General features: G+C 73.6%; 27 protein-coding genes. 13 read left to right on the top strand and 14 right to left on the bottom strand.

Going from position 1 to position 26,678, the window contains the following annotated elements:
• The first annotated feature begins 20 nt into the window (after positions 1–20).
• Entirely contained in the window at positions 21–1,496 is a 1,476-nt protein-coding gene (locus ACFY32_RS21895) for a sialate:H+ symport family MFS transporter (RefSeq protein WP_390675024.1), read from the top strand.
• On the opposite strand, the gene ACFY32_RS21890 is transcribed toward ACFY32_RS21895, so the two are convergent.
• The 5 genes from ACFY32_RS21890 to ACFY32_RS21870 all read right to left on the bottom strand — a co-directional run bounded on the left by ACFY32_RS21890 (position 1,480) and on the right by ACFY32_RS21870 (position 6,533).
• Positions 1,480–2,247, bottom strand: a complete 768-nt coding sequence (locus ACFY32_RS21890; protein ID WP_390675023.1) for a class I SAM-dependent methyltransferase — start codon at positions 2,245–2,247, stop codon at positions 1,480–1,482. The genes ACFY32_RS21895 and ACFY32_RS21890 overlap by 17 nt on opposite strands.
• A 59-nt stretch (positions 2,248–2,306) precedes the next feature.
• On the bottom strand, positions 2,307–3,035 hold the full coding sequence (locus ACFY32_RS21885; protein WP_390675022.1) for a type 1 glutamine amidotransferase: 729 nt from the start codon (positions 3,033–3,035) through the stop codon (positions 2,307–2,309).
• Positions 3,036–3,188: 153 nt separating this feature from the next.
• A complete protein-coding gene (locus ACFY32_RS21880; protein ID WP_390675021.1) occupies positions 3,189–3,884 on the bottom strand; it encodes a dienelactone hydrolase family protein in 696 nt (231 codons plus the stop codon).
• Positions 3,885–3,897: 13 nt separating this feature from the next.
• Entirely contained in the window at positions 3,898–4,776 is an 879-nt protein-coding gene (locus ACFY32_RS21875; RefSeq protein ID WP_390675020.1) for an SDR family oxidoreductase, read from the bottom strand.
• Between the two features lie 140 nt (positions 4,777–4,916).
• Positions 4,917–6,533 carry a cellulase family glycosylhydrolase gene (locus ACFY32_RS21870; protein ID WP_390675019.1) on the bottom strand — a complete coding sequence of 539 codons (1,617 nt, stop codon included), beginning with the start codon at positions 6,531–6,533 and terminating at the stop codon, positions 4,917–4,919.
• Positions 6,534–6,937: 404 nt separating this feature from the next.
• Here ACFY32_RS21870 and ACFY32_RS21865 point away from each other — a divergent pair, with 404 nt between their 5' ends.
• Complete coding sequence (locus ACFY32_RS21865; protein WP_359195276.1) at positions 6,938–7,411, top strand: ATP-binding protein; 474 nt, start codon at positions 6,938–6,940, stop codon at positions 7,409–7,411.
• Between the two features lie 109 nt (positions 7,412–7,520).
• Here the strand turns inward: ACFY32_RS21865 and ACFY32_RS21860 are convergent, their stop codons facing one another.
• The 3 genes from ACFY32_RS21860 to ACFY32_RS21850 form a co-directional block, all read right to left on the bottom strand.
• Positions 7,521–8,411 (bottom strand): aminoglycoside phosphotransferase family protein, encoded by an 891-nt coding sequence (locus tag ACFY32_RS21860; RefSeq protein ID WP_390675018.1) that lies wholly within the window; start codon positions 8,409–8,411, stop codon positions 7,521–7,523.
• 62 nt (positions 8,412–8,473) lie between these two features.
• Positions 8,474–8,767: a hypothetical protein gene (locus tag ACFY32_RS21855; protein ID WP_359195282.1), complete on the bottom strand. Its 294-nt coding sequence runs from the start codon at positions 8,765–8,767 to the stop codon at positions 8,474–8,476.
• 188 nt (positions 8,768–8,955) lie between these two features.
• Positions 8,956–9,795, bottom strand: coding sequence for a metallophosphoesterase family protein (locus ACFY32_RS21850; RefSeq protein ID WP_390675017.1), 840 nt, complete (start codon positions 9,793–9,795; stop codon positions 8,956–8,958).
• Positions 9,796–9,995: 200 nt separating this feature from the next.
• On the opposite strand from ACFY32_RS21850, the gene ACFY32_RS21845 reads away from it, so the two are divergent.
• Together ACFY32_RS21845 and ACFY32_RS21840 are read left to right on the top strand one after the other, a co-directional pair.
• Positions 9,996–10,841: an ANTAR domain-containing protein gene (locus ACFY32_RS21845; protein WP_359195288.1), complete on the top strand. Its 846-nt coding sequence runs from the start codon at positions 9,996–9,998 to the stop codon at positions 10,839–10,841.
• Positions 10,842–10,883: 42 nt separating this feature from the next.
• Positions 10,884–11,741: an MBL fold metallo-hydrolase gene (locus ACFY32_RS21840; protein ID WP_359195291.1), complete on the top strand. Its 858-nt coding sequence runs from the start codon at positions 10,884–10,886 to the stop codon at positions 11,739–11,741.
• A gap of 22 nt (positions 11,742–11,763) precedes the next feature.
• On the opposite strand, the gene ACFY32_RS21835 is transcribed toward ACFY32_RS21840, so the two are convergent.
• Both ACFY32_RS21835 and ACFY32_RS21830 read right to left on the bottom strand, forming a co-directional pair.
• Positions 11,764–12,579 (bottom strand): SAM-dependent methyltransferase, encoded by an 816-nt coding sequence (locus ACFY32_RS21835; protein ID WP_359195294.1) that lies wholly within the window; start codon positions 12,577–12,579, stop codon positions 11,764–11,766.
• A 93-nt stretch (positions 12,580–12,672) separates the two neighbouring features.
• Positions 12,673–13,548, bottom strand: a complete 876-nt coding sequence (locus tag ACFY32_RS21830; protein ID WP_390675016.1) for a helix-turn-helix domain-containing protein — start codon at positions 13,546–13,548, stop codon at positions 12,673–12,675.
• Positions 13,549–14,091: 543 nt separating this feature from the next.
• Here ACFY32_RS21830 and ACFY32_RS21825 point away from each other — a divergent pair.
• From ACFY32_RS21825 to ACFY32_RS21790, 8 genes are all read left to right on the top strand, one after another.
• Positions 14,092–14,532, top strand: coding sequence for a hypothetical protein (locus tag ACFY32_RS21825; RefSeq protein ID WP_359195300.1), 441 nt, complete (start codon positions 14,092–14,094; stop codon positions 14,530–14,532).
• Positions 14,533–14,664: 132 nt separating this feature from the next.
• Positions 14,665–15,501, top strand: a complete 837-nt coding sequence (locus tag ACFY32_RS21820) for a PP2C family protein-serine/threonine phosphatase (RefSeq protein WP_390675015.1) — start codon at positions 14,665–14,667, stop codon at positions 15,499–15,501.
• 163 nt (positions 15,502–15,664) lie between these two features.
• Positions 15,665–16,666: an MASE1 domain-containing protein gene (locus ACFY32_RS21815; RefSeq protein ID WP_359195306.1), complete on the top strand. Its 1,002-nt coding sequence runs from the start codon at positions 15,665–15,667 to the stop codon at positions 16,664–16,666.
• A gap of 140 nt (positions 16,667–16,806) precedes the next feature.
• Positions 16,807–17,445, top strand: a complete 639-nt coding sequence (locus ACFY32_RS21810) for a PAS domain-containing protein (RefSeq protein ID WP_359195310.1) — start codon at positions 16,807–16,809, stop codon at positions 17,443–17,445.
• Positions 17,446–17,455: 10 nt separating this feature from the next.
• Positions 17,456–18,424, top strand: a complete 969-nt coding sequence (locus ACFY32_RS21805) for a threo-3-hydroxy-L-aspartate ammonia-lyase (RefSeq protein WP_359195313.1) — start codon at positions 17,456–17,458, stop codon at positions 18,422–18,424.
• A 183-nt stretch (positions 18,425–18,607) separates the two neighbouring features.
• Entirely contained in the window at positions 18,608–18,811 is a 204-nt protein-coding gene (locus tag ACFY32_RS21800) for a cold-shock protein (RefSeq protein WP_190203608.1), read from the top strand.
• Positions 18,812–19,019: 208 nt separating this feature from the next.
• The gene (locus ACFY32_RS21795) at positions 19,020–20,570 is read left to right on the top strand and encodes a carboxylesterase/lipase family protein (protein ID WP_390675014.1); all 1,551 of its coding nucleotides are present in this window, start codon (positions 19,020–19,022) and stop codon (positions 20,568–20,570) included.
• A 268-nt stretch (positions 20,571–20,838) separates the two neighbouring features.
• A complete protein-coding gene (locus ACFY32_RS21790; protein WP_390675013.1) occupies positions 20,839–22,005 on the top strand; it encodes an alanine--tRNA ligase-related protein in 1,167 nt (388 codons plus the stop codon).
• Here ACFY32_RS21790 and ACFY32_RS21785 read toward each other — a convergent pair.
• From ACFY32_RS21785 to ACFY32_RS21770, 4 genes are all read right to left on the bottom strand, one after another.
• Positions 21,999–22,937, bottom strand: a complete 939-nt coding sequence (locus ACFY32_RS21785) for a TauD/TfdA dioxygenase family protein (protein WP_390675012.1) — start codon at positions 22,935–22,937, stop codon at positions 21,999–22,001. The genes ACFY32_RS21790 and ACFY32_RS21785 overlap by 7 nt on opposite strands.
• Positions 22,938–23,286: 349 nt before the next feature.
• A complete protein-coding gene (locus tag ACFY32_RS21780; protein WP_390675011.1) occupies positions 23,287–23,532 on the bottom strand; it encodes a non-oxidative hydroxyarylic acid decarboxylases subunit D in 246 nt (81 codons plus the stop codon).
• Positions 23,533–23,558: 26 nt separating this feature from the next.
• Positions 23,559–24,983 carry a non-oxidative hydroxyarylic acid decarboxylases subunit C gene (locus ACFY32_RS21775; RefSeq protein ID WP_390675010.1) on the bottom strand — a complete coding sequence of 475 codons (1,425 nt, stop codon included), beginning with the start codon at positions 24,981–24,983 and terminating at the stop codon, positions 23,559–23,561.
• Positions 24,984–25,043: 60 nt separating this feature from the next.
• On the bottom strand, positions 25,044–25,640 hold the full coding sequence (locus ACFY32_RS21770; protein ID WP_390675009.1) for a non-oxidative hydroxyarylic acid decarboxylases subunit B: 597 nt from the start codon (positions 25,638–25,640) through the stop codon (positions 25,044–25,046).
• A 129-nt stretch (positions 25,641–25,769) separates the two neighbouring features.
• Here ACFY32_RS21770 and ACFY32_RS21765 point away from each other — a divergent pair, with 129 nt between their 5' ends.
• Positions 25,770–26,651 carry an AraC family transcriptional regulator gene (locus ACFY32_RS21765; RefSeq protein ID WP_359195330.1) on the top strand — a complete coding sequence of 294 codons (882 nt, stop codon included), beginning with the start codon at positions 25,770–25,772 and terminating at the stop codon, positions 26,649–26,651.
• Positions 26,652–26,678 lie beyond the last annotated feature (27 nt).

Below are 26,678 nucleotides of genomic sequence, written 5' to 3'. Positions count from 1 at the left end.
CACCCCGCATGGGAGCCGCCATGCCCACCGCGTCCGTTACCGCCCCCTGGTACCGCGAGATCACCCGGCGGAAGGCGAAGTCCTTCTTCGCCGCCTGGATCGGCTACCTCCTGGACGGCTTCGACTTCGTCCTGATCACCCTCGTCCTGACCGAGATAGCCGACGACTTCCGGCTCACGCCCGTGCAGTCCGCGAGCCTGGTCTCCGGCGCCTTCATCACCCGCTGGCTCGGCGGGGCCGTCCTCGGCGCCCTCGGCGACCGGTTCGGCCGCAGAAGCGCCATGGTGGCCAGCATCCTGCTGTACTCCGTCGGCACCTTCGCCTGCGGCTTCGCCTGGAACTACACCAGCCTGTTCACCGCCCGGCTGCTCATCGGCCTGGGCATGGCCGGCGAGTACAGCGCCAGCGCCACCTACGTCCTGGAGAGCTGGCCCGCCCGCCTGCGCAACCGCGCCTCCGGCTTCCTCATCTCCGGCTTCTCCCTCGGCGGTGTGCTGGCCGCCGAGGTGTACGAGCACGTGGTGCCCGGCCACGGCTGGCGCTGGCTGTTCTACATCGGCCTCTTCCCGGTGGTCGTCGCCCTGTGGGTGCGCCGGGCGCTGCCCGAGGCCGACGACTGGGCGGCCCGGGTGGGCACCGCCGGCGAGCGGCCGAACCCGTTCCGGCCGCTGTTCGCCGGCCGCCGCCGGGCGGTCGTCAACTCCGTGCTGGCGGCCGTCGCCACCGCCGCGCTGTTCGCGGTGTTCACCCCGCTCGGCGCGGGCGCGGTACCGGTGCTGTCCGTGCTGGCGGCGGGCTGTCTGCTGGCGTTCGCCGTGCAGTCGGGCGGACGCCGGCGGTGGCTGCTGCTCGTCGCGCTCTGCGTCACCGTCTTCTGCGCCTTCCTCTACAGTTGGCCGGTCCAGGCCCTGCTGCCCACCTACCTCAAGACCGAGCTGGGCTTCACGCCCGAGCAGGTCAGCGACGCGCTGTACTGGGCCGGGTTCGGCACCATGGCGGGCTGCGTCGCCGCCGGGTTCCTCGGCGACCGGTTCGGCACCCGCACGGCGTACGCCTGCACCCTGCTGGTCGGCCTCGCCTTCGTGTTCCCGGTCTTCGCGGTCCGCGACAGCCTGGTCGGCCTGGGCGTGCTGCTCTTCCTGATGCTCGCCTGCATGCAGGGCATCTCCGGCCTGCTGCCCAGGTACATCGCCGGGCACTTCCCGACCGAGAACCGGGCCGCGTCGCTCGGCTTCACCTACAACGTGGGCGCGCTCGGCGGCGCCGTGGCCCCGGTGCTCGGCGCGGAACTGGCCTCGGTGATGTCCCTGGGCCGGGCGCTGGCCGTCCTCACCTCCGTGCTGACCCTGACGGTGATCCTGCTCATCGGCCTGGACGTGCCGCGCCGCCTCAACCGGCTGATCGACCCCGAGCCGGTCCCGGACCACCTGGCCGCCGGCCCGCCGGGCGTGCGCGCCGAGCCCGACCGGGGACCCGGCGTCACCCCGTGCCCGTGACCGGCGGCCGTTCGGCACGGGCCACGGTGATGATCTCCGGAGCCGATCCGGTGCACGGGCCGCGGTCCCAGTCCCCGTACTGCTCCACCACGGCCAGACCCGCCCCGGCCAGGAACCGCGCCACCCCGGCCCGGTCGAGGAAGCGCAGCGTACTGAAGCTGCGTTCGGGGCCGTCCCAGCCGGGGCTGGTGTACGTGTGCGTGAAGGAGACCAGGTCGCCGCGGACCGGCCGGTCCACCTCGCACACCGCCCGGACGACCGCGCCGGTGCCGTCCACGACCTCGCCGCTGTAGCGGACGTGCCACTCCTCCCACGCCCGCACCAGCGGGTTGCGGGTCTCGAACACGAAGCGCCCGTCGTCGGTGAGGGCCGCGGCGATCACGGCGAGGGCGGCCCGCAGCTCCTCGTCGGTCACCAGCACCTGGAAGGCGTGCCCGGTCATCACGACCAGGTCGAACTCACGGTCCCAGCCGGGTACGGAGGTCAGGTCGCCGTGAATCCACTCGACAGCGGGGTCCCGCCGGGCGACGTCCAGCATCCCGGCCGCCGGGTCCAGGCCGCACAGCCGGCCGGTGTGCCCGTCCCGCCGGGCCCGGCGCAGCAGGGTGCCGGTGCCGCAGCCGACGTCCAGGACGGACCGGGCGGACATGACCAGCGGCAGGTAGAACGCGAAGTCGTCGCGGTCCTCCCACGGCGAGAAGAGGTCGTACAGCGCGGCGAGCCGCGCCTCGGAGAACTGTCGGTCGGCCATGACCGGCCAGCCTGCCACCGGCGTCCCCGCCCACGCCACCGGGTATGCGCCGGCGGCCGTCACCCCCGGTGGCGCACCAGCCCGGCGAACCGGCGGGCCGTCTCGCGCCACACCACCGCGGCCGCGGGCTCGTCCCGCTCCGCGGTGCGCACCAGTTCCGCCGGGTCCAGCCCCCGCGCCCGGAGCCGCCCGGGGTCCCAGGACCGGACCCGGGCCGCGTCCGCCTCGGGGTGGAACTGCACGCCCCAGGCCGCGTCGCCCACCCGGAACGCCTGGTACGGGCAGTGCTCGCTCTCGGCCAGCCACACCGCTCCCGGCGGCAGCGCGGTGACGGCGTCCACATGGTGCTCCACGGCGGTCACCGGGCGCGGCAGCCCCCGCAGCAGCGGGTCCGACTCCGCCTCGGCGCGCAGGGTCAGCGGCGTGCTGCCGACCTCGGGCCGGCCGTGCCGGGCCCGTACGGTGCCGCCCGCGACGTGCGCGAGGAGCTGCCCGCCCAGGCAGATCCCCAGCACCGGGACGGCCCGTTCCAGCGCCTCGGCGACCAGCGCCCGGGTGGGCGCGAGCCAGGGCGCCGAGGCGTCGTCGTCCGGGAGGTAGCCGCCCCCGAGCACCAGGACACCCGCGTGCCGCAGGCGCCGGGGGAGGGGCGGGCCGGCGTATCCGCGGACCACGTCGAGGCCGACCCCGTCGGCGGTGAGCCAGTCACCGAGCCGGCCCGGCCCGCCGCCGGGCGTGTGCTGCACCACCAGTACACGCGCCGGCGTCTCCCGCCCCTCGCCGCCCATCTAGGCGTCGTCGTCGCGGTCGCGTCCGGCCCGGCTCGAACCGGCGCGGGCCGGTTCGCCCGCCGCCGGGGTCACCGCGGCCACCCCGCACATGACGAGCACGGCCATGCCCATCCCCCTGTCTCCCCGTCCGTCGGGATCGGCGTCATCCTCTCATCGCGGACCGGGAAGTCCTCCCGGACCGGGAAGTCCTTCCGGCTCGGGAAGGAACCGCTCGCACCAGCGCCGGGCGGTGTCGGCGACCTCCTCCAGCGCGCCGGGTTCCTCGAAGCGGCGGGTGGCGTCCGGCACCACGTGCAGCGTGTGCGGGACGCGCAGGCGCCGGGCGGCCCCGTGGTTGGCCCGCAGCACCTCGGTGTCACCCCCGCCGGCGATCAGCAGGACCGGGGTCCGTACGCGTTCCAGGGCGGGGCCGGCCAGATCGGGCCGCCCGCCCCGGCAGACGACGGTCAGGACCCGCTCCGGCCGGTCGGCCGCGGCGGCCAGCGCGACCGCCGCCCCGGTGCCCGCCCCGAAGAGCAGCACCGGCAGGCCCCGCCCGTGCGACCAGTCGGCCAGCCAGTCGATCGTGGCGACGAGCCGGCCGGCGAGCAGCGGTATGCCGGCGGGTTCCTCGGCCGGGCGCGGGCCTCGGCCTTCCTCGGTCTCGCCGAGCAGATCCACCAGCAGCGTCCCGCACCCGGCCTCGCGCAGTTCCGCGGCGACCCTCCGGTCGCGCGGGCTCCGCCGTGAGCTGCCTTGGCCGTGCGCGAACAGCACGACCGCCCGCGCGGGCTCGGGCGAGACGAAGTCGCCGGGCAGCGCGGCGGACTCCGTGGGCACCAGGACGGTCTCGGACAGCGTCGCCATCGGACCGGCCCCGTCAGGGAAGCGGAGTTCCACCGGTCGCGTTGACGATCTCCGCTGTGATGAAGGACGCCTCCTGCGAGGCCAGGAACACGTAGGCGGGCGCCATCTCGGCGGGCTGGGCAGGCCGGCCGAGCGGTGCCTGCTTGCCGAACTCCACGGTGTCCGGCAGCGTCGCCGGGATCAGCGGCGTCCACACTGGCCCCGGGGCGACGGCGTTGACGCGGATGCCGCGCTCGGCCAGCATCTGGGCCAGCCCCTGGGTGAAGGTGACGATGGCGCCCTTGGTCATCGCGTAGTCCAGCAGGTGCGGACTCGGCTGGTACGCCTGCACGGACGCGGAGTTGATGACACTGCCGCCCTCGGGCATGTGCGGCAGGGCGAACTTCGTCAACCAGAACATGCCGTACAGGTTGGTGCGCAGCACGCGGTCGAACTGCTCGGTGGAGATCGCCTCGATGCCGTCGGGCTGCGACATCTGGTAGGCGGCGTTGTTCACCAGGATGTCGATGCGGCCGAACTCGTCCACGGCCCGCTCGATCAGGGACCGGCAGTTGGCCTCCTCGCGGATGTCGCAGGACACCGGGACCGCGCGCCGGCCGGCGTCCTCCACCAGCCGCACGGTCTCCTCGGCGTCCTCCTTCTCCGCGTCGAGGTGGGTGAAGAGCACGTCGGCCCCCTCGCGGGCGAAGGCGAGGGCCACCGCCCGCCCGATCCCCGAGTCGCCGCCGGTGATGACGGCCTTGCGGCCCTCCAGCTTGCCGCTGCCCCGGTAGGTCTCCTCGCCGTGGTCCGGGGGCGGGTCCATCGGTCCGGTCCAGCCGGGATGCGGCTGGTCCTGGGCGGGGAATTCGGGCTCGGGATGCCGGTGGGCGGGGTTCTGCGGCTGGTTCACGGTCTCTGCCTTCCTCGTTCGCGGTCCTGGTCGGGGACCGGTGGCCTCGGGTTCCCGCCCTGTGCCCGGTGAAAACGGGGGAGAGACGCGTGATCGCGTGCCCCGCCGCAGGCCGTGGCCCCCGCGGCGGGGCGGTGGTGTCACTGCGTGGCGCAGCGGACGCCGTTGAGGGTGAAGGCGGCCGGGACGCCGTTGGCCGAGCCGGAGGAGCCGTTCAGGCCGAAGCTCACCGAGCCGCCCGCCGGGATCGTCTCCGTCCAGGGCTCGTGCGTGGCCCGCACCTGGCGGCCCTCCTGGGTGACCTTGGCGTTCCACGCCGAGTTCACCCTCTGGTCGCCGGGGAAGGCGAACTCCAGCTTCCAGCCCTTGACGGCGGTGCCGCCGGTGTTGCGGACGGTGACGTCCGCGTTGAACGAGGTGCCCCAGTCGCTCAGCCGGTAGCCGACCGCGCAACTGCCCGTGTCCGGTCCCGCGGCGGTGGTCACCCGCACCTCGCCCGAGCGCGGCGAACGGTTGCCGGCCGCGTCGCGGGCGTAGACGGCGAAGACGTACGCCGTGGACGGGGACAGCCCGGTGAGGGTGGCGCCGGTGGAGGTGCTGGTGGTGACCGGAGTCTCCTGGGTGCCGTTCACCCGGACGACGTCGTAGCCGGTGACGGCGGTGTCGTCGGTGGCGGCCGGCCAGGTGAGCCGCAGGCTCGTGGCGCCGACGTCGGTGGCGGCCGGCGTGCCGGGCGCGGTGGGAGGCCGGGTGTCGCCCCCGGTGCCGAAGACGGTGGCCTCCCGGGCGGTCTGCCGGATGCCGTCGGTGCCGTTGAAGATCCGCTGCCCCCAGGGGGTGAGGCGGGAGGCGTCGAAGCCGGTGGCCATGTCCAGGTACTCCACACCGCCGCCGTTGCCGCTCCAGGACCAGCCGAGGTAGCCGAGGCCGAGCCGGCGCGCGGTCGCCATGATCGCGTCCTCGTCCGGGTTGCCGTCGGAGTGGGCGTCCCCGAACTCGCCGACCACGATCGGCAGCTTCCGGGACACGAACCGGTTCAGGTAGTCCTCTATCTCCGCCGCCGTGTCGAAGACGCCGTACATATGGATCGAGAACACCGTGTTGCGGTCGGGGTCGGCGGCGGCGACCTGTTCCGCGTTGTCCCGCATCGTAAAGGTCCAGTCCTGTCCCCAGTTCGGTGCGTCCACCATGAGGGTGTGGTCGAATCCGGCGGCGCGCATACGGGTGATCGCGTTCTTGGTGTCCGCCGTCCACGCGGCATACCCGGAATTTCCGTACGGCTCGTTCCCGAGGTTGATCAGGACGTACTTCTCCTGCCCGCGCAGCGCGTCCTGGACGGAGACCCAGTAGTCGACCGCGCGGGACAGGGTGGCCGCGCCGCTCTGCTCGCCGTAGCCGGTGGTGTCGTGCGCCTCCAGCACGCAGATGAGGCGGTTCTGCTTGCAGCGGTCGACGACCGACGCCACGTCCGCGGCGTCGTTCCTGGTCCAGCGGTCGCCGGTACTCAGCACGACCCGCACCGAGTTGGCGCCGAGCGCTTTGACGTCCTGCAGGGCCCTGGTGGTCCGGTCGGGGTACCAGGTGTGCGCGTGGTTCACCCCGCGCATGACGAAGTCGCTGCCGTTCGCGTCCAGCAGCCTTCCGTCGCTCACCCGGAACCCCGGCACCTCGGCGGCGCCGGTGGCGGCGGGCGCGGCGGTCAGTGCGGCCGCCAGGGTCAACAGCGCCCCGGCCAGGGTGGCCAGTCTTTTTCTCAATGTCGCTCCCGAAGGGTCGTCACGATGCGGCGCGTTCCTCTTCCGGGCGGGCAGCGGAAATCCATGGCGCCGAAAAAATGGAAAGGGGAGATCGGATCGCCGTAATTCGCCCGGACCGGCAATCGGAAAAGAGGCTAGGACGAGACCCGGGGGCTGACAACAGTGGTGTCCAAACCGGTTAAGTTTAGTTATGGTTCAGTGGAGCGGCCACCGTTCGGGCCGTCCCGCCCGGGGGTCCGCCGGGCCCAGGGTGACCAGGGCCACCCGATCGGACGGGCCCGGGTCCGTTGGTTCATGGTTTTCTGGGTAGACGGCTGCCGTAACGGTCGTAGCTCGGGAAGTGGGCGGATCGGATGGACAAGGCTGCCCGGAATGACGACCGGCCCCAGGAGGGACCGGTCAGAATGTCGGCGGCGTACGAGGGAGTGCCGGGTGACATCGCGCGTGCGCGGGACATGGCGCGCGCCTTTTTGCTGCGGCTGCGGTCGGACCGCGGCCTGCCGGTGTCACGCCGGGCCGTGGACGTCGTGCAGTTGGTCGTCAGCGAGCTGCTGACGAACGCCTGCAAGCACGCGCCGGGCCCGACCCTGCTCGACCTGGAGCTGACCGGAGAACAGGTGCTGGTCACGGTCTGGGACACCGCCCCCACACTGCCGGTGGCACGCGACCCCGATCCCGGCCGGGTGGGTCAGCACGGCCTGGAGATCGTCATGGCCGTCTGCGAGAACTTCGTCTCGGAGCCGGCATCGGTGGGCAAGCGCACGAGGGCCGCGGTGGCACTGGCCGACGCCCCCGTCGCGACGGCGGGCGCCACGCGCCCCGAACCCGCCCGCGCGGTCGGCGCCGTCCCCGAACCCGGCCTCGACCGGGAGGACTGACGTCCGCGCCGCCCGGGACGGTTCGCCCGGCCCGGGACCGGCCGTCTCGACCGCCCGCCCGGACCGGCAGCCGTGAACCGGCCGCCCGGCCCGGCGGTCCCGGCCTGTCTCAGCCCGTTTCCGCCAGTACCTCCCGGATCACATGGCGGGCGTTACCGGCCATCGCCTCGTTGCCCGTGCGGTAGTACGGCAGTGCCACGAGGGCCTGCGAGAGGGTGCGGGCCCGGCCGCGTCGCCAGGTCGGGCCGTCGACGCCGAGCCGCTCGCGGAAGACCTCGCGGGCGCCGGCGGGCAGCAGGTTCCACGCCGGGAACAGGTCGCACGCCGGGTCGCCCCGCCCCGTACAGCCGAAGTCGATGACCGCCGTCAGCCTGCCCCGGGTCACCAGCAGATTGCCCGGCATCAGGTCGGCGTGCAGCCACACCTCACGCCCGTCCCCCTCGGGGGCGTGCAGGGCCTCTTCCCACACGGCGGTCACGGCGTCGCAGTCGACGCCCTCCTCCGGGAGCAGCCGCAGTCGGTCGACGGCCGCCCTGGTCGCCGCGTCCAGCAGGCCGAGCGGTCCGCCCCGGTGGGCCCGCGGCGCGCCCGGCAGGGTGATGTCCCGCATCGCCGACACGAACCCGGCCAGGTCCCGGGCGAGGGCGACCGGATCGCTCAGCGCCCCGGCCCGCGGGTGCTCCCCGGGCAGCCACCGGTACACCGACCACGGCCACGGATACCCCTCGGCGGGCTCCCCGGCCCCGACCACCTCGGGCACGGCCGTCGGCAGGTGCGGCGCCAGCCTGGGCAGCCACTTGCGGTCCAGCGCCACGTCCCCGGCGCCCGCCGCCGACAGCGGCAGCCGTACGAGCAGGTCCTCGCCGAGCCGGTACACCGCGTTGACCGTGCCGCCGGACGGGAACCGCTCCACCGGCAGCCCCGCCCAGCCGGGGAACCGCCCCGCGACCAGGCGCCGCACGAGACCGGCGTCGACCGTGGGTGTCCGCTCACTGTCCATGGAGCGTCATCCGACCCGTCGTACGCCATGGCGGTCAACCGGATTTTGGTGGTGCGGCGGGCTCAGACGGCCGGTTGCCGGGCGGTGTGCCGCAGCCAGCGCCGGATGCTGTCGCTGACCTCGCCGGGAAGGGCGCTGAGCCGCTCGATGGCCTCGCGGTCCTCGGGGCGGGGCGGGACCCCGGCGGCGGTGAGCGCCGCGTGCAGGTCCAGCTTCCGGCGGTCCCGCGGGGCGATGCCGGGGGCGATCCGGTCGGCCGGGCGGGGCGGCGGCAGCAGGTAGTCCGCCGCGTCGTCGCAGGCGTACGGGTCGACGTAGGTGTGCGCCGGTCCGTGCTCGAAGGCGGTGGTGCTCACGGGGGCTCCTTCCACGAGGGTGCCGAACACCGGAGAAGAGTCACCGGGGCGCCCGCGCGGTTGCGGAACCGTCCGCACACCACACCGATGGCCTCTTCCTCAGTTCATCGGCCGGTCCGACGTCATGGTGCGGGCGACCGCGGGCATCCGGTGCCGAACCCGCCGCCCGCGCCCCCGTGCCGCACACGTCAGTCCAGGACCCGGTCCAGTACCGGGCGCAGGGTGCCCGGCGGGGTGGTCCGGCGGCGCCACTCGCGGGGGTAGCCGACCGACACCTCCTCGAAGCGGACGCCGTCGTACCAGGTGGTCCGCGGGATGTGCAGATGCCCGTAGACGACGGCCGCGGCCCGGTACCGGACGTGCCAGTCGGCGGTCCGGTCGGTGCCGCACCACTGGGCGAACTCCGGGTAGCGCAGCACCTGCGTGGGTTCGCGGACCAGCGGCCAGTGGTTGACCAGCACCGTCCGCAGCGCCGGGTCGATGTCCCGCAGTCGTCGCTCCGACTCCGCGACCCGTGCCCAGCACCAGTGCTCCCGGCCGGGATACGGGTCGGGGTGGAGCAGGAACTCGTCGGTGCAGACCACGCCCGCGTCGTAGGCGCGGGCCAGCGACTCCTCCTTGGTGGCCAGGCCCGGCATCCGGAAGGAGTAGTCGTACAGCAGGAACAGCGGGGCGATCACCACCGGGCCGCCCGGTCCCGTCCACACCGGGTACTCGTCCTCCGGTGTGACCACGCCGAGTTCGCGGCACCGTGCCACCAGTTGCCGGTACCGGGCCTCGCCGCGTGACTGGACCGGGTCCTCGCGGGGCGTCCACAGCTCGTGGTTGCCCGGTACCCAGATCACCTTGGCGAACCGGTCGGCGAGCAGGCCGAGCGCCCACTCGACGTCGGCGAAGACCTCCCCGACGTCACCGGCGACGATCAGCCAGTCGCCGTCGTGCTCGGGCCGTAGTCCTTCGACGATCTCGCGGTTCTCCGCGTAGGCGATGTGCAGGTCGCTGATCGCGAACAGTGTCGGGGCATCCACGGGGCAAGGCTAGGCACGTCGGGCCCCGGTTCCAACCCCCTTCCGCGATCAAGAGGTCCGCGCGAGGGGGGCTTTGTGCGGCGCGGGGCTCCGGTTAGGCTCGGTGGAAGCGCTTGGGAAGCAGGTGCTGACCGCGGCCGGAGCGGTAGGCCGGCCGCGGGGACCGCGCTGTCCGCCGTTCCGCTTTGGAGATCCTTTCTATGCGCCCGCTTCCCCCGCACCCCGACGAAGAAGCCGCCGCCCCGCAGGACCTCCGCCGGCCGCAGGAAGAACTCGACGCGCGCAACCGGCACCTCGGCCACGCCGGGGTGGCCCGCGCCCAGGACCTGCTGGTCCGCCGGTACGCCCTGTCCGGCACCGACGAGGCGTTCACGGTGCTCAAGACCGTCTCGCAGCAGTCGAACATCAAACTGCACACCCTGGCGGACGCCGTGGTCCGCACCCCCGCGCCCGACCACGGCGCCGCCCTGTGGTTCCCGGGCCGGGAGCGCCACGTCCCGCCCCGGCTGCCCGGCCTGCCGCTGGACCAGGAGGCGCGCGGCAGCCAGGGCGCCGTCCTGAGGGCCCTGCTGCACCGGGTGCTGTCCGTCACCCAGACCACGATGGGCAATGTCCAGCTCATGGAGAGCGGCCGGCTGCGCCTGGCCCGGCACACCGGCCTCAACAAGTACTTCACCGATTTCTTCGCCTTCGTCGACGCCCCGACCACCTCCTGCTCGCAGGCGGCCACCGAACGCCGTCAGGTCACCGTCCGGGACGTGGCGATCGCGGAGGTGTTCGACGAGGCGTCCCGGCACGCCATCCTGCAGACCGGCAGCCGGGCCGCCCACAGCGTCCCCCTGGTCGGCGCCCGGGGCAGGGTGCTCGGCATGGTCTCCTCCCACCACGAACGCCCCCTGGCCGGGTTCACCCGCGCCCAGCTCCTCGCCCTGCACCAGGCCGGCACGGACACCGGGCGCTGGCTGGCCTGGCACTGGTACACCGTCGTCCTGGACGCCCTGGAACGCATCCACGCCACCGTCCGCCGCCCCGCCCCCGGCGTGTGACCCGCCCCGGGCCGGGTACTCCCGGCCGGGGAGGCGATCACCATGCCGCGGACCACGGACCACCCCGACGACGACACGCTCGACCTGCGATTCGTCGGCAACGCGACCGTCCTGCTGTCGTACGGGCCGCTCACCCTGCTCACCGACCCCAACTTCCTGCACCGGGGCCAGTACGCCTACCTCGGGTACGGGCTGCTGAGCAGGCGGCTGACCGAACCGGCCCTCGACGTCCGCGAACTGCCCCGGCTCGACGGGATCGTGCTGTCGCACCTGCACGGCGACCACTGGGACCGGCGGGCCCGCCGGCACCTGGACCACGCGGTGCCGGTGCTGACCACCCCGCACGCCGCCCGCCGGCTGCGGGTGCTGCACGGCTTTCCGCGCACCGCGGGCCTGCGGACCTGGCAAGGGCTGACCCTCCGGCGCGGCGGCACGCGGGTCCGGGTCACCGCCCTGCCCGGCCGGCACGCCGGCCAGGCGCTGCTGCGCGGGCTGCTGCCCCCGGTGATGGGCAGCATGCTGGAGTTCGGCCCCGCGGACGGACCGGTCCGCACCCGCCTCTACATCTCGGGCGACACCCTGCTGTACGACGGTCTGGACGAGATCACCCGGCGCTTCCCCGCCGCCGACCTGGCCGTCCTCCACCTGGGCGGCACCACGCTGCCCGGCGGGTTCCTGGCCACCATGGACGGCGCCCAGGGCGCCGAACTCGCCCGCCGCCTCGACCCCCGGCGGGTGCTGCCGGTGCACTACGGCGACTACACGGTGATGCGCTCACCGCTGTCCGACTTCCTCGCCGAGGCCGACCGGCTCGGGCTCGGCGACCGTGTCGTCCACTGCCGCCACGGCGGCCGGGCCCTGCTGCCCGCCGGCCCCGGCGCGGTCCCGGTCGTCCACTGACCCCGGGACCGGGGACGCCCGGTCAGGGCTTGCGGGCCACCGCCCCGTACATGGCGATGTCCTCGTCGCGCACGCCCTGTTCGCCGGTGCCGTCGGGGTGCCACTTGTGCACCTGGACGATGCCCGGCTCGACCAGCTCCAGCCCTTCGAAGAACTGGTGCGCCTCGTCCAGGGTGCGCAGCCGCATCGGCATGTTCCGGGCCGCGTACTCGCGGGCGACCCGCCCCACCTCGCGCGGGGCGAACTCCGCGGTGCCGATGGACATCGCCAGATGGCTCCCCGGGGGCAGCGGCTCCAGCAGCCGGCGGACGATGCCCACCGCGTCGTCCTCGTCCAGTACGAAGTGCACGATGGCGATCACCGTCAGCGCCACCGGCTTCCGCAGGTCCAGGGTCTCCCGCAGCTCCGGCGCGTCCAGGATGCTCGCCGGGTCGCGGAAGTCGGCCTCGATGTACGCCGTCCTGCCCTCGGCGGTGCTGGACAGCAGCCCCTGGGAGAGGGTGAGCACGATCGGGTCGTTGTCGACGTACACCACCCGGGAGTCCGGGGCCACCGACTGGGCGATCTCGTGCAGGTTGGGGGAGGTGGGTATGCCGGTGCCGATGTCCAGGAACTGGCGTATGCCCGCCTCCTCGGCGAGCCAGCGCACGGCGCGGTTCATCCAGTCCCGGTTGGCGCGCATGTGGACCGGGAGGGCGGGCCACTCCCGGGCCATGGCGTCCCCGGCCTCCTGGTCGGCCGGGTAGTAGTCCTTGCCGCCCAGGATGTAGTCGTAGATCCGCGCGGAGTGCGCGTTCTCGGTGTCGATGCGGTCGGCGGGCCATCCGTTGTCGGGCACCGTCGGTCTCCCCTTCAGATCGTGGAGTGCTGGCCAAAGCTCAACCAAGTAAGCACACTTCGGTGCCGAGGACGGCCCGGTCCGGCCGGGCGGTCACAGTTCCCTGCGGACCCGGCCGAGGACGGCCTCGGTCCGGGCGGCGGGGGTGGCCTGCGCGCCCAGCCGGTCCAGGGCCTCGCGGTACACCACGACGTCGTCGCCCTTGTCGAGGTAGACGGCGCCCACCAGGCCGCCCAGGTAGACGATGTCGGGCAGTTCCCGGGCCCGGAACCGGAAGAGGTCGAAGGCGCCGGCCGGCAGGGCGGGGTGCGGACCGCTGGCGAACGGCATGATCTGGAGTGTCACGTGCGGCAGCCGGTTCACCTCGACGAGGTGGTCGATCTGCGCGCGCATCACCGCCGCGCCGCCCACCGGCCAGCGCAGCACCGTCTCGTCCATCACCACCCACAGCCTGGGCGGCGCCTGCCGCGCCAGCAGCTCCTGGCGGCGCATCCGCAGCGCCACCCGCCGCTCGGTCGCCTCGGCGGAGGCGTGCGGGTTCCCGGCGCTCAGCAGGGCGCGCGTGTACGCCTCCGTCTGGAGCAGCCCGTGCACGAACTGCGGCTCGTAGGCGCGGATCTGCGAGGCCGCCTGCTCCAGGCTCAGATACGCGGCGAACCAGTCCGGCATCACATCGCGGTAGGTGTGCCACCAGCCGCGCTTGTTGGCCTCCCGGACCGACTTCAGGAACGTGTCGATCTCCTGCTGGTCCGTCACCCCGTACACCTGGAGGAGTTTCTCCGCGTCCGGCAGCCGCAGCCGGGCGACCTTCGCGGCCTCCATGCGGCGGATCGTGGAGTGGCTGACCCCGATGGCGGCGCCCGCCTCCTCGTAGCTCAGACCGGCCCGGGTCCGCAGTTCCTCCAACTGCTTGCCGAGGATCATGCGCAGGACGGAGGGCGCGCCGCCCCAGTCGGTCTCCTCGGTCACACCTCGCCCCTCTGCTCCAGGCTGTCGCGGTCCCCACCGTCTCATGTGCTCGTTTGACAGGGACACATTCGGTCGGGCGATTGCCGTGAGCAGCATGCACAGGGCTACTTGCAATTTTCAACTTGGCGGTTGCGGTCGACGCTCACCAGGTGTCACAGTGGGATCACCGTTCCGGTCACCGACCAAGATCCGGACCGGGACACGCAGTTGGGGCGGAAGGTCATGTTCGATGGAGCGGCCCTGTCCTCCCGCACCCCGACTGCCGGAGCACCTCACCCCAGTCGTGCCGCTCCCCTCGGCTCCCCCCGGCCGAGCGCGCCGGGCGGCCGCGCGGGGCCGAGCCGTCCGGTGGACCACCGGCACGGGCTCGGCCGCCGCGACCACCCGGAGGCGAGCAGCCAGGTCGACTCCCCGGGCCCCCGGGCCCCGACCGCCTCGCCTCCGGGCACTTCTTCCGGGCCGCCCCACCGCCCGGCCCCCGCACCACCGGCGGCCCGCCGCCGTCCCAGGCCCATCCCCCACTCGGCCGAAGGAACCGTCCTCATGGACCGACCGCACCACACCGACCCGGCCCTGCCCCGCCCGCGGCACCTGCCGCCCGACCGCCTCCGCATCCCCGCCCGGTTCTCCACCGCCCTCGGGTACGACGCCGTGGGCCTGCCCCGCGAACACGGCCGGCGGGTGATGGAATGCCTGCCCCGCGTCGGCTGCGTGTTCGGCGACGACCTGCGCTGGTGGTGGATCGTCCCCTCCGGTTCGCACATCGGCGTGGTCTGGCCGCCGAGCAGCGCCTACGCCGTCGGCGGCCACCTGACCGACCCGTCCTGGACCCACTCCCACCGTCCCCAGCCGGAAGCGAACCGGCCGCGCCTCATCCACGCGCCCCGGGCCGGTTCCCCGTACACACCCCCCATACCGCTGTACTTCCTCACCTGCCGCCTGGCCGGCAGCGCACCGCGCTGGACGCCGCATCCCGTGGGCTGAGCCGGGACCGGCGTGGCCGCGGGGCTCGTGCCCGTGCGGTGGTGGCCGCACCCGGCACCGATCCGGGCGAAGGATGACAAATGGCGCCGATCGGATTAACGTCCTGAGCGGGCTCATCCACCGGAGTGGCCGATGTTCCGCAAGCGCTCCCCGCACGACGGCGACGAGCTGCTGGCCCGGCTCGGCTCGCTGACCGCCCAGGCCCGGCGCCACGCCGAGCTGCAACGCTCACGGGTGGAGCTGGCCGTCGCCCTCCAGCGCGGCATGCTGCCCGGCGAGATGCCCGCCGTCCCCGGCTTCCACCTGGCCGTGCGGTACGCGCCCGCCTACTCGGGGCTCAACGTGGGCGGCGACTGGTACGACGCCTTCACCCTGCCCGACGGCCGGATCGGCCTCTCCGTCGGCGACGTACAGGGGCACACCATAGACGCGGCGGCCTTCATGGGGCAGGTCCGGGTCGCGCTGCGGGCCATGGCCTCCATCACCAGCGACCCCGGCGACCTGCTCGCCCGCACCAACGACCTGCTGCTCACCCTCGGCGGCGACCTCTTCGCCACCTGCACCTTCATGCGGCTCGACCCGGCCACCGGCCTGGTGGAGAGCGCGCGGGCCGGGCACGTCCCCTGCGTGTGGGCGACGGCCGACGGCAGGTCCGGTGTCTCCGGGGACGAGGGCGGGCCGCCGCTCGGGGTCCAGGAGGGCATGGAGTTCCCCGTCACCCGGTACCGGCTCACCACCGGCGGTGTCTTCATCCTGCTCACCGACGGCGTGGTGGAGGGCCCCGCGCTCACCGTCGACGAAGGGCTCGGCCAGGTCGTCCGGCTCGCCGGGATCGCCGCCGTCGCGGGCATGGAGGCCGGTTCACTGGCCGCCGCGGTGATCCGCAACGCCGAGCGCGTCGGCCACGAGGACGACGCGGCGGTCCTGGTCGTCGCCCATGACGACCGGGAGGGCCGGCTCGGGCCGTGAGCCGGGGGCCGCGGAGGGTGGGGCGGCATGAGCCGGGGCCGTGGAAGGACGGGCGGTGAGGGGTCGGGCCCCGGCGGACGGGGGCGGCGGAAGGGCGGGCGGTGAGGTCGGGCCCCGGCGGACGGGGGTGTTCGCCTGGCCGAGCGGGCGGGGCCGGTGTCTCATGGCTGCTGTGGTGGGAATCCATGGACGGCCCCGGCCCGTCGTCCTCGCCCTGGAGACACTGGCCGTCGCGGTCTGCTACTACGCGGCGGGCAGGCTGGGACTGCTGCGCCGGCTCGTCGTCGAGGACGCGGTGGTCACCCCGGTCTGGCCGCCCACCGGTGTCGCCCTGGCCTGTCTGCTGGTCCTCGGACCGCGCTGCGTACCGGGCATCGCCCTGGGCGCCTTCCTCGTCGTGGTGTCCCTCAGCCCGCTGGGGCCCTCCGCCGCCGGTGTCGTCCTCGGCAACACCGCCGGGCCCCTGTGCGCCTACCTCATGCTGCGCAGGTCCGGCTTCCGCACCGACCTGGGCAGGCTGCGCGACGGGGTCCTGCTGGTCTTCCTGGGCGCGCTCACCGGCATGCTGGTCAGCGCCACCGCCGGGACCGGGCTGCTCGTCCTGACCGGCAAGCTCGACGCGGCGGGGCTGCCGCTCGTCTGGCTGGCCTGGTGGGTGGGGGACGCGATGGGCGTCGTCATCGTCACCCCGCTGCTGCTCCTGCTGTACCGGGCGCGCCGGGCACCGCCCCGGCCGGCGCGGTGGGGGGAGGCCGCGGGGCTGACCGTGATCGCCGGCGTCCTGGTGCCCGTGGCGACGCGGAGTTCCGTCAGCGTGCTGTTCCTGGTGTTCCCGCTGCTGACCTGGGCGGCCCTGCGGTTCCGGTTCGCGGGCAGCATGCTGTGCGCCCTGTTCGCCTCCGTCATGGCCACCGTCGCGGCGACGGACGGGACCGGGCCGTTCGCGGGGCTGTCGGACGTCGAGGTGATGATGAAGCTCCAGGCGTTCAACGGGACGATGGCCCTGACCGCGCTCCTGCTGTCCGCCCTGATCACCGAACAGCGCAACACCCGGCGCTCGGTGGAGGAGGCGTGCCAGGAACTGGTCGGGGCGCTGGAGCACCTGACCGCCGGGGACTCCCCGCCCCGGCGGCTGACCGGCGGCGACCCGAACCGGCCGCCGTGAGCCGCGCCGTGTCACTCCCCGCCCGCGGGTGCCCGGCCCGTCCGTGAGCCCGGCGGCCGTCCTGGACACCGCCGCCGCCCCCCGCTTAGCATTTGGGTCCAGTTCTGGAATTCGAGTCCAGAAGGCAGCCCGGGAGCACCATGGAACACTCGGACCGCTCCACCGACGACCATCTCCTTCGCGAAGCCGAGAAGATCGCGGTCGCCCTCGGCCGGATGTTCCCGGGCCTGTGCGAAGTGGTCCTGCACGACCTGCGCGACCCGGGCCACGCCATCCGCGTCATCGAGAACAATCTCTCCGGACGGCGGGTCGGGGACTCCGCGACCGAACTGGGACTGGCCCGCATCGCCGACCCGGATCACCCGAGCGTGATCCAGAACTACCCGAACCGCTTCCCCGACGGCCGCCCCGCCAAGAGCACCTCGATCGGCATCAAGAACCCGGCGGGCGAGTACATCGCGGCGCTCTGCCTGAACCTCGACGTCTCCGTGCTGTCACCCGTCACGCTCGCCCTGTCCCGCCTCGTCGCCACCGATCCCGACGACCGCGCCGAGCCCCTGGAGACCCTGCGCGATCGCAACGCACGCGAACTGCGCCGGGCGGTGGAGTCCCGGGCCGCCGAGCGCGGCGGCACCCCCCGGTCGCTGAGCCGGGAGGCCAAGCGGGCGCTCGTACGCCAGTTGCGCGACGACGGCTACTTCGACTCGCGCGACGCCGCCCGGACCATCGCCGACCTGCTCGGCGTCTCCCGGGCGACCGTCTACAACTACACCAAGTGAGGGACCGACCATGGCCGCCGCCCCCGCCGTGACCTTCGACGACGTCCGCGCCGCCGCCGCGCGCCTCGCGGGCACCGCCCACCGCACCCCCGTCCTCACCTCCCGCACCCTCGACGCCGCGGTCGGCGCGGAGGTCTTCGTCAAGTGCGAGAACTTCCAGCGGATCGGCGCCTTCAAGTTCCGCGGCGCCTACAACGCCGCCGCCCTGCTCCCCGCCGCGCGGCGGGCCAAGGGCATCGCCGCCTACTCCTCCGGCAACCACGCCCAGGCCGTCGCGCTGGCCGCCCGTGAACTGGGCACCGGCGCGGTCATCCTGATGCCCGAGGACGCCCCCCGCTCCAAGCGCGAGGCGACCGCCGCGTACGGCGCCGAGATCGTCACCTACGACCGCTACACCGAGGACCGCACCGCCCTCGGCGAGGCCCTGGCCGCGGACCGGGGCCTGGCCCTGATCCCGCCCTACGACCACCCGGACGTCATCGCCGGCCAGGGCACCGCCGCCCTGGAACTGCTGGAGGAGACCGGGGAACTCGACGCCCTGGTCGTACCCGTCGGCGGCGGCGGACTCATCGCGGGCAGCGCGACGGCCGCCAAGGCACTGCACCCCGCCGTCCGGGTGATCGGGGTCGAGCCGGAGGCGGGCGACGACACCCGGCGCTCCCTGGCCGCCGGGCACCGCGTCACCGTGCCCGTGCCCCGCACCATCGCCGACGGCCAGGCCCTGGCCACCCCCGGCGAGATCACTTTCGCGATCAACCGCCGCCTGGTCGACGCCATCGCGCTGGTCGGTGACGAGGAGATCGCGCACGCCATGCGGTTCGCCTTCGAACGGCTGAAGATCGTGCTGGAACCCAGTGGCGCGACCCCGCTGGCCGCGCTGCTGGCCGGGCGGATCGAGCGGTTGCCGCGCCGCATAGGGCTGATCGCCTCCGGAGGCAACATCGACACGCCGAGGTTCACGAAAATCGTATCCGGTTGATCTGTCGGCGAACTTCACTGGTGAGGTTGCCCATCGCCCTGTAGCGTCAGAGGCAGATGTCGTGGTTGGACCGTACTGCCCGCGCCGCGGTGCGGGCGTTTTCGCTGTGCAGTGCCTGAAGACCAAGACGATCACCTCCGGGTCCGCGCGGTGCGGGTCCGACACTGACCGAAAGGGCTAGGCATGGCCAGCGGTACCGTCAAGTGGTTCAACTCGGAAAAGGGCTTCGGCTTCATCGCGCAGGACGGGGGCGGCCCCGATGTCTTCGCGCACTACTCGAACATCAACGGCAATGGCTACCGTGAGCTGCAGGAAGGCCAGGCCGTGACGTTCGACATCACCCAGGGCCAGAAGGGCCCGCAGGCGGAGAACATCACCCCCGCCTGACCGGTGACAGTCCGATGCCCGGTGCCCCGGAAGCACACGCTTCCCGGGCGCCGGGCATCGGTGTTCTCCGCACCCGGACCGGCCGAGGCTGGTGATTCACCCGATGCCAGGTGCGGGAGGCGTCGGAAGACTGCGGGCGTCGTGTCCCGTGCGTCTCCCGGAGGTGCCGATGTCCGTAGCGTCCGCCCGAAATCCCGCGACCTTCAGAATGTCATGGTCACGCCATTCAGGGCTGCTGTCCTGCGTACTCCTGCTGCTCTGTGCTGGAATGTTCTGGTCCGTCCCCGCCGCCGCGGCCGACGGGCCCACCGTCACCACCCGGTACGGGCAGGTGCGCGGAGCCGCGGGGGAGAGCGCCGACTCCTACCTCGGTATCCCCTACGCCGCCCCGCCGGTCGGCGAGCGCCGCTGGCGCCCCCCGGCCGCGCCCGCGCGCTGGACCGGCGTCCGCGACGCCACCAGCCCCGGCAACCCCTGTATGCAGCGCGTCCAGGAAACCGTGTGGGGCAACCTGGCCGGCCCCGGCACCCCCAGTGAGGACTGCCTGTACCTCAACGTCCACACCCCGGCCCAGCGTTCGCTCCACAAGCGGCCGGTGATGGTCTGGCTGCACGGCGGCGGCTTCACCGTCGGCTCCGGCACCTTCTACGACGGCGGCACCCTGGCCGCCGAAGGCGATGTGATCGTCGTCACCCTCAACTACCGTCTCGGCGCCTTCGGGTACCTCGCCCACCCCGGTCTGACGGGGGAGTCCGCCGAGGGCGTCTCCGGCAACTACGGGCTGCTCGACCAGCAGGCCGCGCTGAAGTGGGTACGGGACAACGCCGCCGCGTTCGGCGGCGACCCCGGCAACGTCACCGTCTTCGGCGAGTCGGCCGGCGGCGGCAGCGTCTGCCAGAACCTCGTCTCCCCGCGCGCCCTCGGCCTGTTCGACCGGGCCATCGCCCAGTCCGGCTGCGGCTTCCCGCTGCCCACCCGGGCCTCGCAGGAGCAGAACGGCACCGCCTGGGCGGACTCCCTGGGCTGCGCCGACACCGCCTGTCTGCGCGCCCTGCCCGCCGACCGGCTGCTCACCGCCGCGCAGAGCCCGACCGCCCGCTGGGTCCCCAACGTCGACGGCGAGGTCATCCCCGCGCAGGTGACGGACGCGCTGGCGAGCGGCCGCTTCCACCGCGTCCCCGTGCTGCAGGGCACCACCGCCGACGAGGGCCACTTCACCGTCGCCACCACCTACGACCTGGCCGGACGGCAGCTCACCGCGGCGGGCTACCCGGCGGCGGTCCGCGCGCTGTACGGCGACCGGACCGACGCGGTCCTGGCCCGCTACCCGCTGTCCGAGTACGGCACGCCCGCCGAGGCGCTGGGCGCGATCCTCACCGACTCCCAGTTCGCCTGCGCCCAGTCCCGGACGGCGGCCCTGGCGGGGCGTTACGTCAGGTCCTACCAGTACGAGTTCGCCGACCGGCACTCCATGGACTACCTGAACCTCCCGCTCAGCTTCCCGATCGGCGCCCCGCACGGCTCGGAGATCCGGTACGTCTTCGGCGGCGTCACCGGCACCCCCGAGCAGAACGCCCTGTCGGCCAGGATGCTGGACTACTGGACCGCCTTCGCCCGCACCGGCGTCCCCTACTCCCTCGACGCGCCCCGCTGGCCCACGTATCCGCGGGTCCAGACGCTCGCGCCCGAGGCGATCACCTCGCCGGTCACCTTCCCCGAGCGCCACGAGTGCGACCTGTGGAACCCGCCCGCGACCTGACCGGGCACGGCGGGCACCCGCGGAAAACGCGGGTGCCCGCTCCCCGTCCGCCCTGTTACCGTCGGACTATGAACGTCACCGGCCGGACCCTCACCGCGACCGCGCGAGCGACCAGCTCGCCGGTTGCCGCCGCCTGACGTCCTTCCCTCTTCTCCCCGGCGACCGGAAACGGCCCGCCGGTGGACCCGTGGCGTGCACGCCCCGTTCCGGCCCGGCGCGGACCCGGCTTCCGGTGCCTCCACCGCTGTGACCGCGAAGGAGCCACCCCATGGACACCCAGCGCATCGTCCGCACGTTCACCGAGTACTACGAGCAGCGCGGCCACCGCCGCGTCACCGGCTCGACCCTGCTCCCGCCGCCCGGCGACCCGGTGCTGTTCACCACCTCCGGGATGCACCCGCTCACCCCGTACCTCGAAGGCCGGCCGCACCCGCTGGGGCGGCGGCTGGTCAACGTTCAGCGCTGTCTGCGCACCACCGACCTGGAGGAGGTCGGGGACCGGACCCATCTGACCGTCTTCGAGATGCTCGGCACCTGGTCGCTCGGCGACTACGAGGGCCCGACCAGCCTGGAGTGGGGGTACGGGCTGCTCACCGAGGGCTTCGGCGTCGATCCCCGGCTTCTGTGTGCCACCGTCTTCGGCGGCGACGACCGCACCGGCCCCGACACCGCCTCCCTCGACCTGTGGGAACGGCTCGGTGTCCCGGTGGAGCGGACCGTCGAGGACAACTGGTGGGACAACGGCCCCACCGGACCCTGCGGACCGGACTCGGAGATCTTCCTGTGGACCGGCACCACCCCGCCCGAGTCCACCCCCACCCGCGACGGACGATGGGTGGAGGTGTGGAACCACGTGACGATGCGCTACCGCCGCCTCGACGACGGCTCGCTGATGCCGCTGCCGCAGCGCAACGTCGACACCGGCCTCGGCCTGGAGCGGCTGGCCGCCGTCCTCCAGGGCCGGGACTCGGTCTTCGACTGCGACGTCTTCGAGCCCTGGCGGCGCCTGGTCCCGCCGCTCTGGCCCCTGGACGAACCGTCGTTCCGGCTGGTCGGCGACCACCTGCGCGCCGCCGTCGTGGTCCTCGGCGACGGCGTCCGGCCCGCCAACAGCGGCCGTGGCTACGTACCGCGCCGGCTGGTGCGGCGGCTGCTCACCGTCCTGCTGCGTGACGATCCGTCACGGACCCTCGCCGACCTGCCCGTCGAGCTGATCGGCCACACCCTGGACCGCTTCGGGCAGTCGGCCGGCGCCGGACCGGTGCGGGAGGTGCTGCTGGACGAGGAACGGCGGTTCGGGCGGCTTCTGGAGCGCGGCCGGCGGGTGCTGGACCGGCCGCGGTTCCGCGGGCCCCTCGGCGAGGACGACTACCGCTACCTGCACGACACCCACGGGCTGCCGAGGGAGCTGGTGCGCGGCCTGCGCGGTCAGTAGGGCCGGTCGCCGACGATGGCGACCCGCTCGGCGACCCGGCGGTGCGGGCCGTAGTCGTTCACCGCGTAGTGCTGGGTGGCGCGGTTGTCCCAGAAGGCGATGTCCCCGGGCTCCCAGCGGAACCGCACCTGGTACTCGGGGACATGCGCCTGCTGGAAGAGGAAGCGCAGCAGCCGGTCGCTCTCGTCGCGGTCCATGCCGACGACACGGGTGGTGAACGAGGCGTTGACGAACAGCGTGCGCCGCCCGGTGCCGGGGTGCGTGCGCACCACGGGGTGCTCCACGGGCGGGAACATCTCCTGAAACGGGGCGAGCCGCTCCGGCGGGGTGAAGCGGGCGAACCCGGGAATGAAGTCGTGCACCGCGCGGGCCCCGTCGATCCGGTCCTTCACCTCGCGCGGCAGGTTGTCGTAGGCGGCGGCCATGTCCGCCCACAGGGTGTCGCCGCCGGACGGCGGGACCTCGCGGAGCTGGAGGACGGCACCGAGCGCGGGACGCTCCCGGAAGGTGACGTCGGCGTGCCACACGTTCTCGAACGTCGGGGCGGCGGCATCGCCCTTGTCGAAGCGGACGATGTCCTCACCGGCCCCCGTGGCCAGCAGCGGGTTGGTCTCCAGCCCGCCCCAGCCGCGGGCGAAGGCGCGCTGCTGGTCGGAGGTGAGGTGCTGGGCACGGAAGAACAGCACCTTCCACTCCAGCAGCGCCCGGTCGAGTTCCGCGCGCAGTGCCGCGGTCAGCGGCCGCGACAGGTCGACGCCCAGGATCTCGGCGCCGATCGTGCGGGCCCGCGGGACCAGCCGGAAGAGTTCGTACGGCCGCTCCTCCCACTCCTCGGGCACCCGGCGCAGGACGCGGCGCCCCTCGTGGATGCCGTCCCCGGGGACGCGGGCTTCGCGGAGAAACACTGCCGGTGCGGAGGCCGTGACGGTCATGGAGTCCTCTCTTTCCGTCCGGTGGCGAACAGGCGGCACGCGGCGGCGGACGGCGTCGGCCGGCGCGTGCCGGGTGGGTGCGTCACGTGAGATGAGGTGAGATGTGCTCCACGGCGTCCACGAAAGAGGGACGCCGGTCCGCTCGGGCGGCTATCGGCCGGAGCGCTCGCACCCGGTTCGACCGGGACAACACAGCGGCCCCGTCGTCGAGTCGAACCAGTGGGTGGTCATGGCGGCGATTCTGGCACGCCGGCCGGACCCCTGTCGACGGGGCGTCCGGCGCGGTCGGCCTCGGCTCCGGCCGAGGTTCCGCGTCGGCCGGTGGCGCCGGCTCCGGTGGGCGGCGGCCTCAGCGGGTGCGCAGCGGGGGGACCGCCGGCACCTCCGAGGCGGTGGCGATGTCCTCCTCGGTCAGCCGGAACAGCGCGGGGTAGGCCGCACGGCTGGTGCGCCGCTCGGGCTCCGTGGTCCGCCACATGTAGAGGCAGCGGGGGCACTGGAGCACCTCCCAGACACCGGGGACGGGCGAGGTGGTGACGGTGGTGACGGCGTCGTCGGCGCAGCGGGGGCAGACGGGGGTGTTCGGGGCAGACATGTTCCGGTCCTTTCCAGAAGGTGGGCTCAGCGGCCGGCGAGCAGGGTGCGCAGCCGCGCGGCCCACTCGGCGGTCTCGGGCAGGTCCTTGACGGGGGTGCCGAAGTTGCCGCGCACGTCGGGGGCGACCGGGGTCGTCGCGTCGATGATCATCTTGCTGGTGACGCCGGCCGGCTGGGAGGCCGGGGCGAGTTCGACCACCGACAGGTTCGGGATGACGACGACGTCCTCCTCCGGGTTCACCTTGGCGGACTGCGCCCACATCACCTGCGGCAGGTCGAAGGGGTCCACGTCCTCGTCGACGAGGATGACCTGGGAGACGTACCCGAGGCCGTGCGGTGTGGTCATGGCGCGCATCCCGACCGCCTTGGCGAAACCGCCGTACCGCTTGGCCGTGGAGATGACGACCAGCAGCCCGTGCGTGTACATCGCGTTGACGGCGCGCACCTCGGGGAACTCGGCGCGCAGTTGCTTCAGCAGCGGCACGCTGGTGTTCGGGCCGACCAGGTAGTCGCACTCGGTCCACGGCATGCCCAGGTAGAGGGACTCGAAGACCGGGTCGGTGCGGTAGGAGATCCGCTCGATACGGATGACCGGCATCCGCCGGCCGCCCGAGTAGTGGCCGGTGAACTCGCCGAACGGGCCCTCGATCTGCCGCTTGCGGGACTCGATGACGCCCTCGATGACCACCTCGGCGCCCCAGGGGACGTCCAGGCCGGTGTGCGGGGCGGTGGCGATGGGCATCGGGGCGCCGCGCAGGGCGCCCGCCATCTCGTACTCCGACTGGTCGTAGCGCAGCGGCATCCCGGCGACGATCGGGACGACCGGGTCGTTGCCGAGGGTGATGGCGACGGGCAGGTCCTCGCCGTTCTCCTCGGCGGTGCGCAGGTGCTGGGCGATGTCGTGCACGGGCACCGGCTGGAGGGCGAGCCGGTCGCGCCCGATGACCTCCATGCGGTACGTGCCCAGGTTCTGCTTGCCGAAGTGGTCCGGGTCTGCGGGGTCCCGGGAGACCACGGCCGCCTTGTCGAGGTAGAAGCCGCCGTCGCCGTCGTTGAGGCGGAACAGCGGCAGGACGCGGAAGAGGTCGACGTCGTCACCGGTGAGGGTGTTCTCCGTCCAGGGCGCCTGCGCGCGGCGCTCGGGGGCGACCGGGAAGGCGTCCCAGCGGCGGGCGAACTCCTCGACCTGCTCGCGCGGGGAGGTCTCCTTCGGCAGCCCGAGGGCGAGGGCGTGGTTGCGCCAGGAGCCGTGCACGTTCATGGCGATCCGGGCGTCGGTGAAGCCCTTCACCCGGTCGAACCAGAGCGCGGGCGCGCCCTCGCCGATGCGGCCCGCGGCGTTGGCCGCCGCCGCGATGTCGGGCTCCGGGAGCACCTCGTCGGTGATCCGCAGCAGTTGTCCCTCCTTCTCCAGCGTGTCCAGGAACGAGCGCAGATCGTCGTACGGCATGGGGTGATGTCTCCTTGTGTGCGGGGGCGCGGGGGCGCGGGGGCGCGCGGGCGCGCGGGGTCAGGAGGCGCGGCGCGGGCCGTCGAGGCGGGCGGCGCGCATGCCGTCCCAGCGCCGGGCGCCGTCGGCGGGCAGGCCGAGCTGGTCCAGGACGCGGGAGACGATGTGCTCCACGATGTCCTCGACGGTCGCCGGGTGGTTGTAGAAGGCGGGCATAGGCGGGACGATCCGCACGCCCATGCGGGCCAGGGCGAGCATGTTCTCCAGATGGATCTCGCTGAGCGGCGTCTCCCGGGGCACCAGCACCAGCGGCCGGCGCTCCTTCAGCGTCACGTCCGCCGCCCGGCCGACCAGGCCGTCCGCGTAACCGGCGCGGATGCCCGCGAGGGTCTTCATGGAGCAGGGGACGACGACCATGCCGTCCGTGCGGAAGGAACCGGAGGAGATGGTGGCGCCCTGGTCCTCGGGCGGATGCGCCACGTCGGCGAGCGCGGCGACCTCCCGCATGGTGCGGCCGGTCTCCAGCTCGACGGTGGTCCGGGCCCAGCGGCTCGCGACCAGATGCGTCTGCACGTCCGGCAGGTCGGCGAGGCGCTCCAGCAGCCTCACCCCGAAGGGCGCGCCGGTGGCCCCCGTCATCGCCACGATCAACCGCACGGCACCTGCTCCTTTTCGGTCACTTCCCGCTCCGTCTCCACTTCACGCTAGGAGAGACTCCTGGCGAGGAGCGGTACGCTGAGGACAACCGATGGGCAGAAACGGTCAGGTGCGAAGGGTGCGGGAGACATGGCACGGGACGCCGTCACGATCACCGAGGTGGCGTTCCGGCCGGCGCTGAGCGCGCCGATCGGCATGGACGTGGTCGACTTCGCCGAGCTGCGGGCCCGCGGCCGGCGCCGGGGCATCGACCTGTCCGCGCCGCAGCGCCCGTCCTTCCACCACCTCATCCACGTCCACCCCGGCTCGCCCCCGCTGGACCACACCGTGGACTTCACCCGGCACACCGTCCCGCCGGGCGGCTGGCTGTGGGTGCGCCCCGGGCAGGTCCACCAGTACGCGGCGGGGCCGGAGGGGCCCTGGGAGGTCGCCGACGGGCTCATCGTGATCTGGCGCCCCGGCTTCGTCCCCGACGACCCGCCCGACGCGACGGCACCCGTGGTCCCGGACGGCGCGCGGGCCCGCCTGGTGGACCTGGCCCGCGAACACCTCGTCGCCGAGTACGCGGACATGGGCGCGATGCCGCTGGAGGCGCACAACAAGGCGCTGCGGGCGCTGCTCTCGGTGCTGCTGCTGCGCCTGACCCGCGCGGCGCCCCCGGCGGCGGTCGCGGCGGCCGGGCAGGACGGCCCGTTCGAGCGGTTCCGGGCGGCCGTGGAACGGGACTTCGCCCGCACCCACCGAGTCGCCGACTACGCCGCGGCCCTCGGCTACAGCACCCGTACCCTCACCCGCGCCACCCTCGCCGCCACCGGGTCCACCGCCAAGGCGTACCTCGACGCGCGCATCGTGCTGGAGGCCAAGCGGCTGCTGGTCCACACCGACCTCGGCGCCGCCGACGTGGCCCGGCACCTCGGGTTCGCCGATCCGGGCGACTTCGGCAAGTTCTTCCGCCGGCACGACGGCCGTACCCCGCTGCGGTTCCGGGCGGCGGCGCGGGGAACGGCGTGAGACGACCGCCGTGCCGGGCCGGGGAGG

The sequence above is a fragment of the Streptomyces sp. NPDC000134 genome (assembly GCF_042899225.1).
In the GTDB taxonomy this organism is placed as follows: Bacteria; Actinomycetota; Actinomycetes; order Streptomycetales; family Streptomycetaceae; genus Streptomyces.
The sequence above is the reverse complement of the archived record's forward strand: the minus strand, read 5'-3'. Positions and strand labels throughout refer to the sequence as shown.

Bases quoted from the DNA above. Each gene is read 5' to 3' on its own strand.
- ACFY32_RS21815 (WP_359195306.1), top strand. From the start codon at position 15,665: ATGGCTGCTGTGGTGGGAATCCATGGACGGCCCCGGCCCGTCGTCCTC.
- ACFY32_RS21775 (WP_390675010.1), bottom strand. From the start codon at position 24,983: ATGCCGTACGACGATCTGCGCTCGTTCCTGGACACGCTGGAGAAGGAG.
- ACFY32_RS21805 (WP_359195313.1), top strand. From the start codon at position 17,456: ATGGCCGCCGCCCCCGCCGTGACCTTCGACGACGTCCGCGCCGCCGCC.
- ACFY32_RS21885 (WP_390675022.1), bottom strand. From the start codon at position 3,035: ATGGGCGGCGAGGGGCGGGAGACGCCGGCGCGTGTACTGGTGGTGCAG.
- ACFY32_RS21825 (WP_359195300.1), top strand. From the start codon at position 14,092: ATGGACCGACCGCACCACACCGACCCGGCCCTGCCCCGCCCGCGGCAC.
- ACFY32_RS21785 (WP_390675012.1), bottom strand. From the start codon at position 22,937: ATGACCGTCACGGCCTCCGCACCGGCAGTGTTTCTCCGCGAAGCCCGC.
- ACFY32_RS21820 (WP_390675015.1), top strand. From the start codon at position 14,665: ATGTTCCGCAAGCGCTCCCCGCACGACGGCGACGAGCTGCTGGCCCGG.
- ACFY32_RS21765 (WP_359195330.1), top strand. From the start codon at position 25,770: ATGGCACGGGACGCCGTCACGATCACCGAGGTGGCGTTCCGGCCGGCG.
- ACFY32_RS21895 (WP_390675024.1), top strand. From the start codon at position 21: ATGCCCACCGCGTCCGTTACCGCCCCCTGGTACCGCGAGATCACCCGG.
- ACFY32_RS21780 (WP_390675011.1), bottom strand. From the start codon at position 23,532: ATGTCTGCCCCGAACACCCCCGTCTGCCCCCGCTGCGCCGACGACGCC.
- ACFY32_RS21840 (WP_359195291.1), top strand. From the start codon at position 10,884: ATGCCGCGGACCACGGACCACCCCGACGACGACACGCTCGACCTGCGA.
- ACFY32_RS21790 (WP_390675013.1), top strand. From the start codon at position 20,839: ATGGACACCCAGCGCATCGTCCGCACGTTCACCGAGTACTACGAGCAG.
- ACFY32_RS21795 (WP_390675014.1), top strand. From the start codon at position 19,020: ATGTCATGGTCACGCCATTCAGGGCTGCTGTCCTGCGTACTCCTGCTG.
- ACFY32_RS21860 (WP_390675018.1), bottom strand. From the start codon at position 8,411: ATGGACAGTGAGCGGACACCCACGGTCGACGCCGGTCTCGTGCGGCGC.
- ACFY32_RS21865 (WP_359195276.1), top strand. From the start codon at position 6,938: ATGTCGGCGGCGTACGAGGGAGTGCCGGGTGACATCGCGCGTGCGCGG.
- ACFY32_RS21890 (WP_390675023.1), bottom strand. From the start codon at position 2,247: ATGGCCGACCGACAGTTCTCCGAGGCGCGGCTCGCCGCGCTGTACGAC.
- ACFY32_RS21800 (WP_190203608.1), top strand. From the start codon at position 18,608: ATGGCCAGCGGTACCGTCAAGTGGTTCAACTCGGAAAAGGGCTTCGGC.
- ACFY32_RS21880 (WP_390675021.1), bottom strand. From the start codon at position 3,884: ATGGCGACGCTGTCCGAGACCGTCCTGGTGCCCACGGAGTCCGCCGCG.
- ACFY32_RS21845 (WP_359195288.1), top strand. From the start codon at position 9,996: ATGCGCCCGCTTCCCCCGCACCCCGACGAAGAAGCCGCCGCCCCGCAG.
- ACFY32_RS21810 (WP_359195310.1), top strand. From the start codon at position 16,807: ATGGAACACTCGGACCGCTCCACCGACGACCATCTCCTTCGCGAAGCC.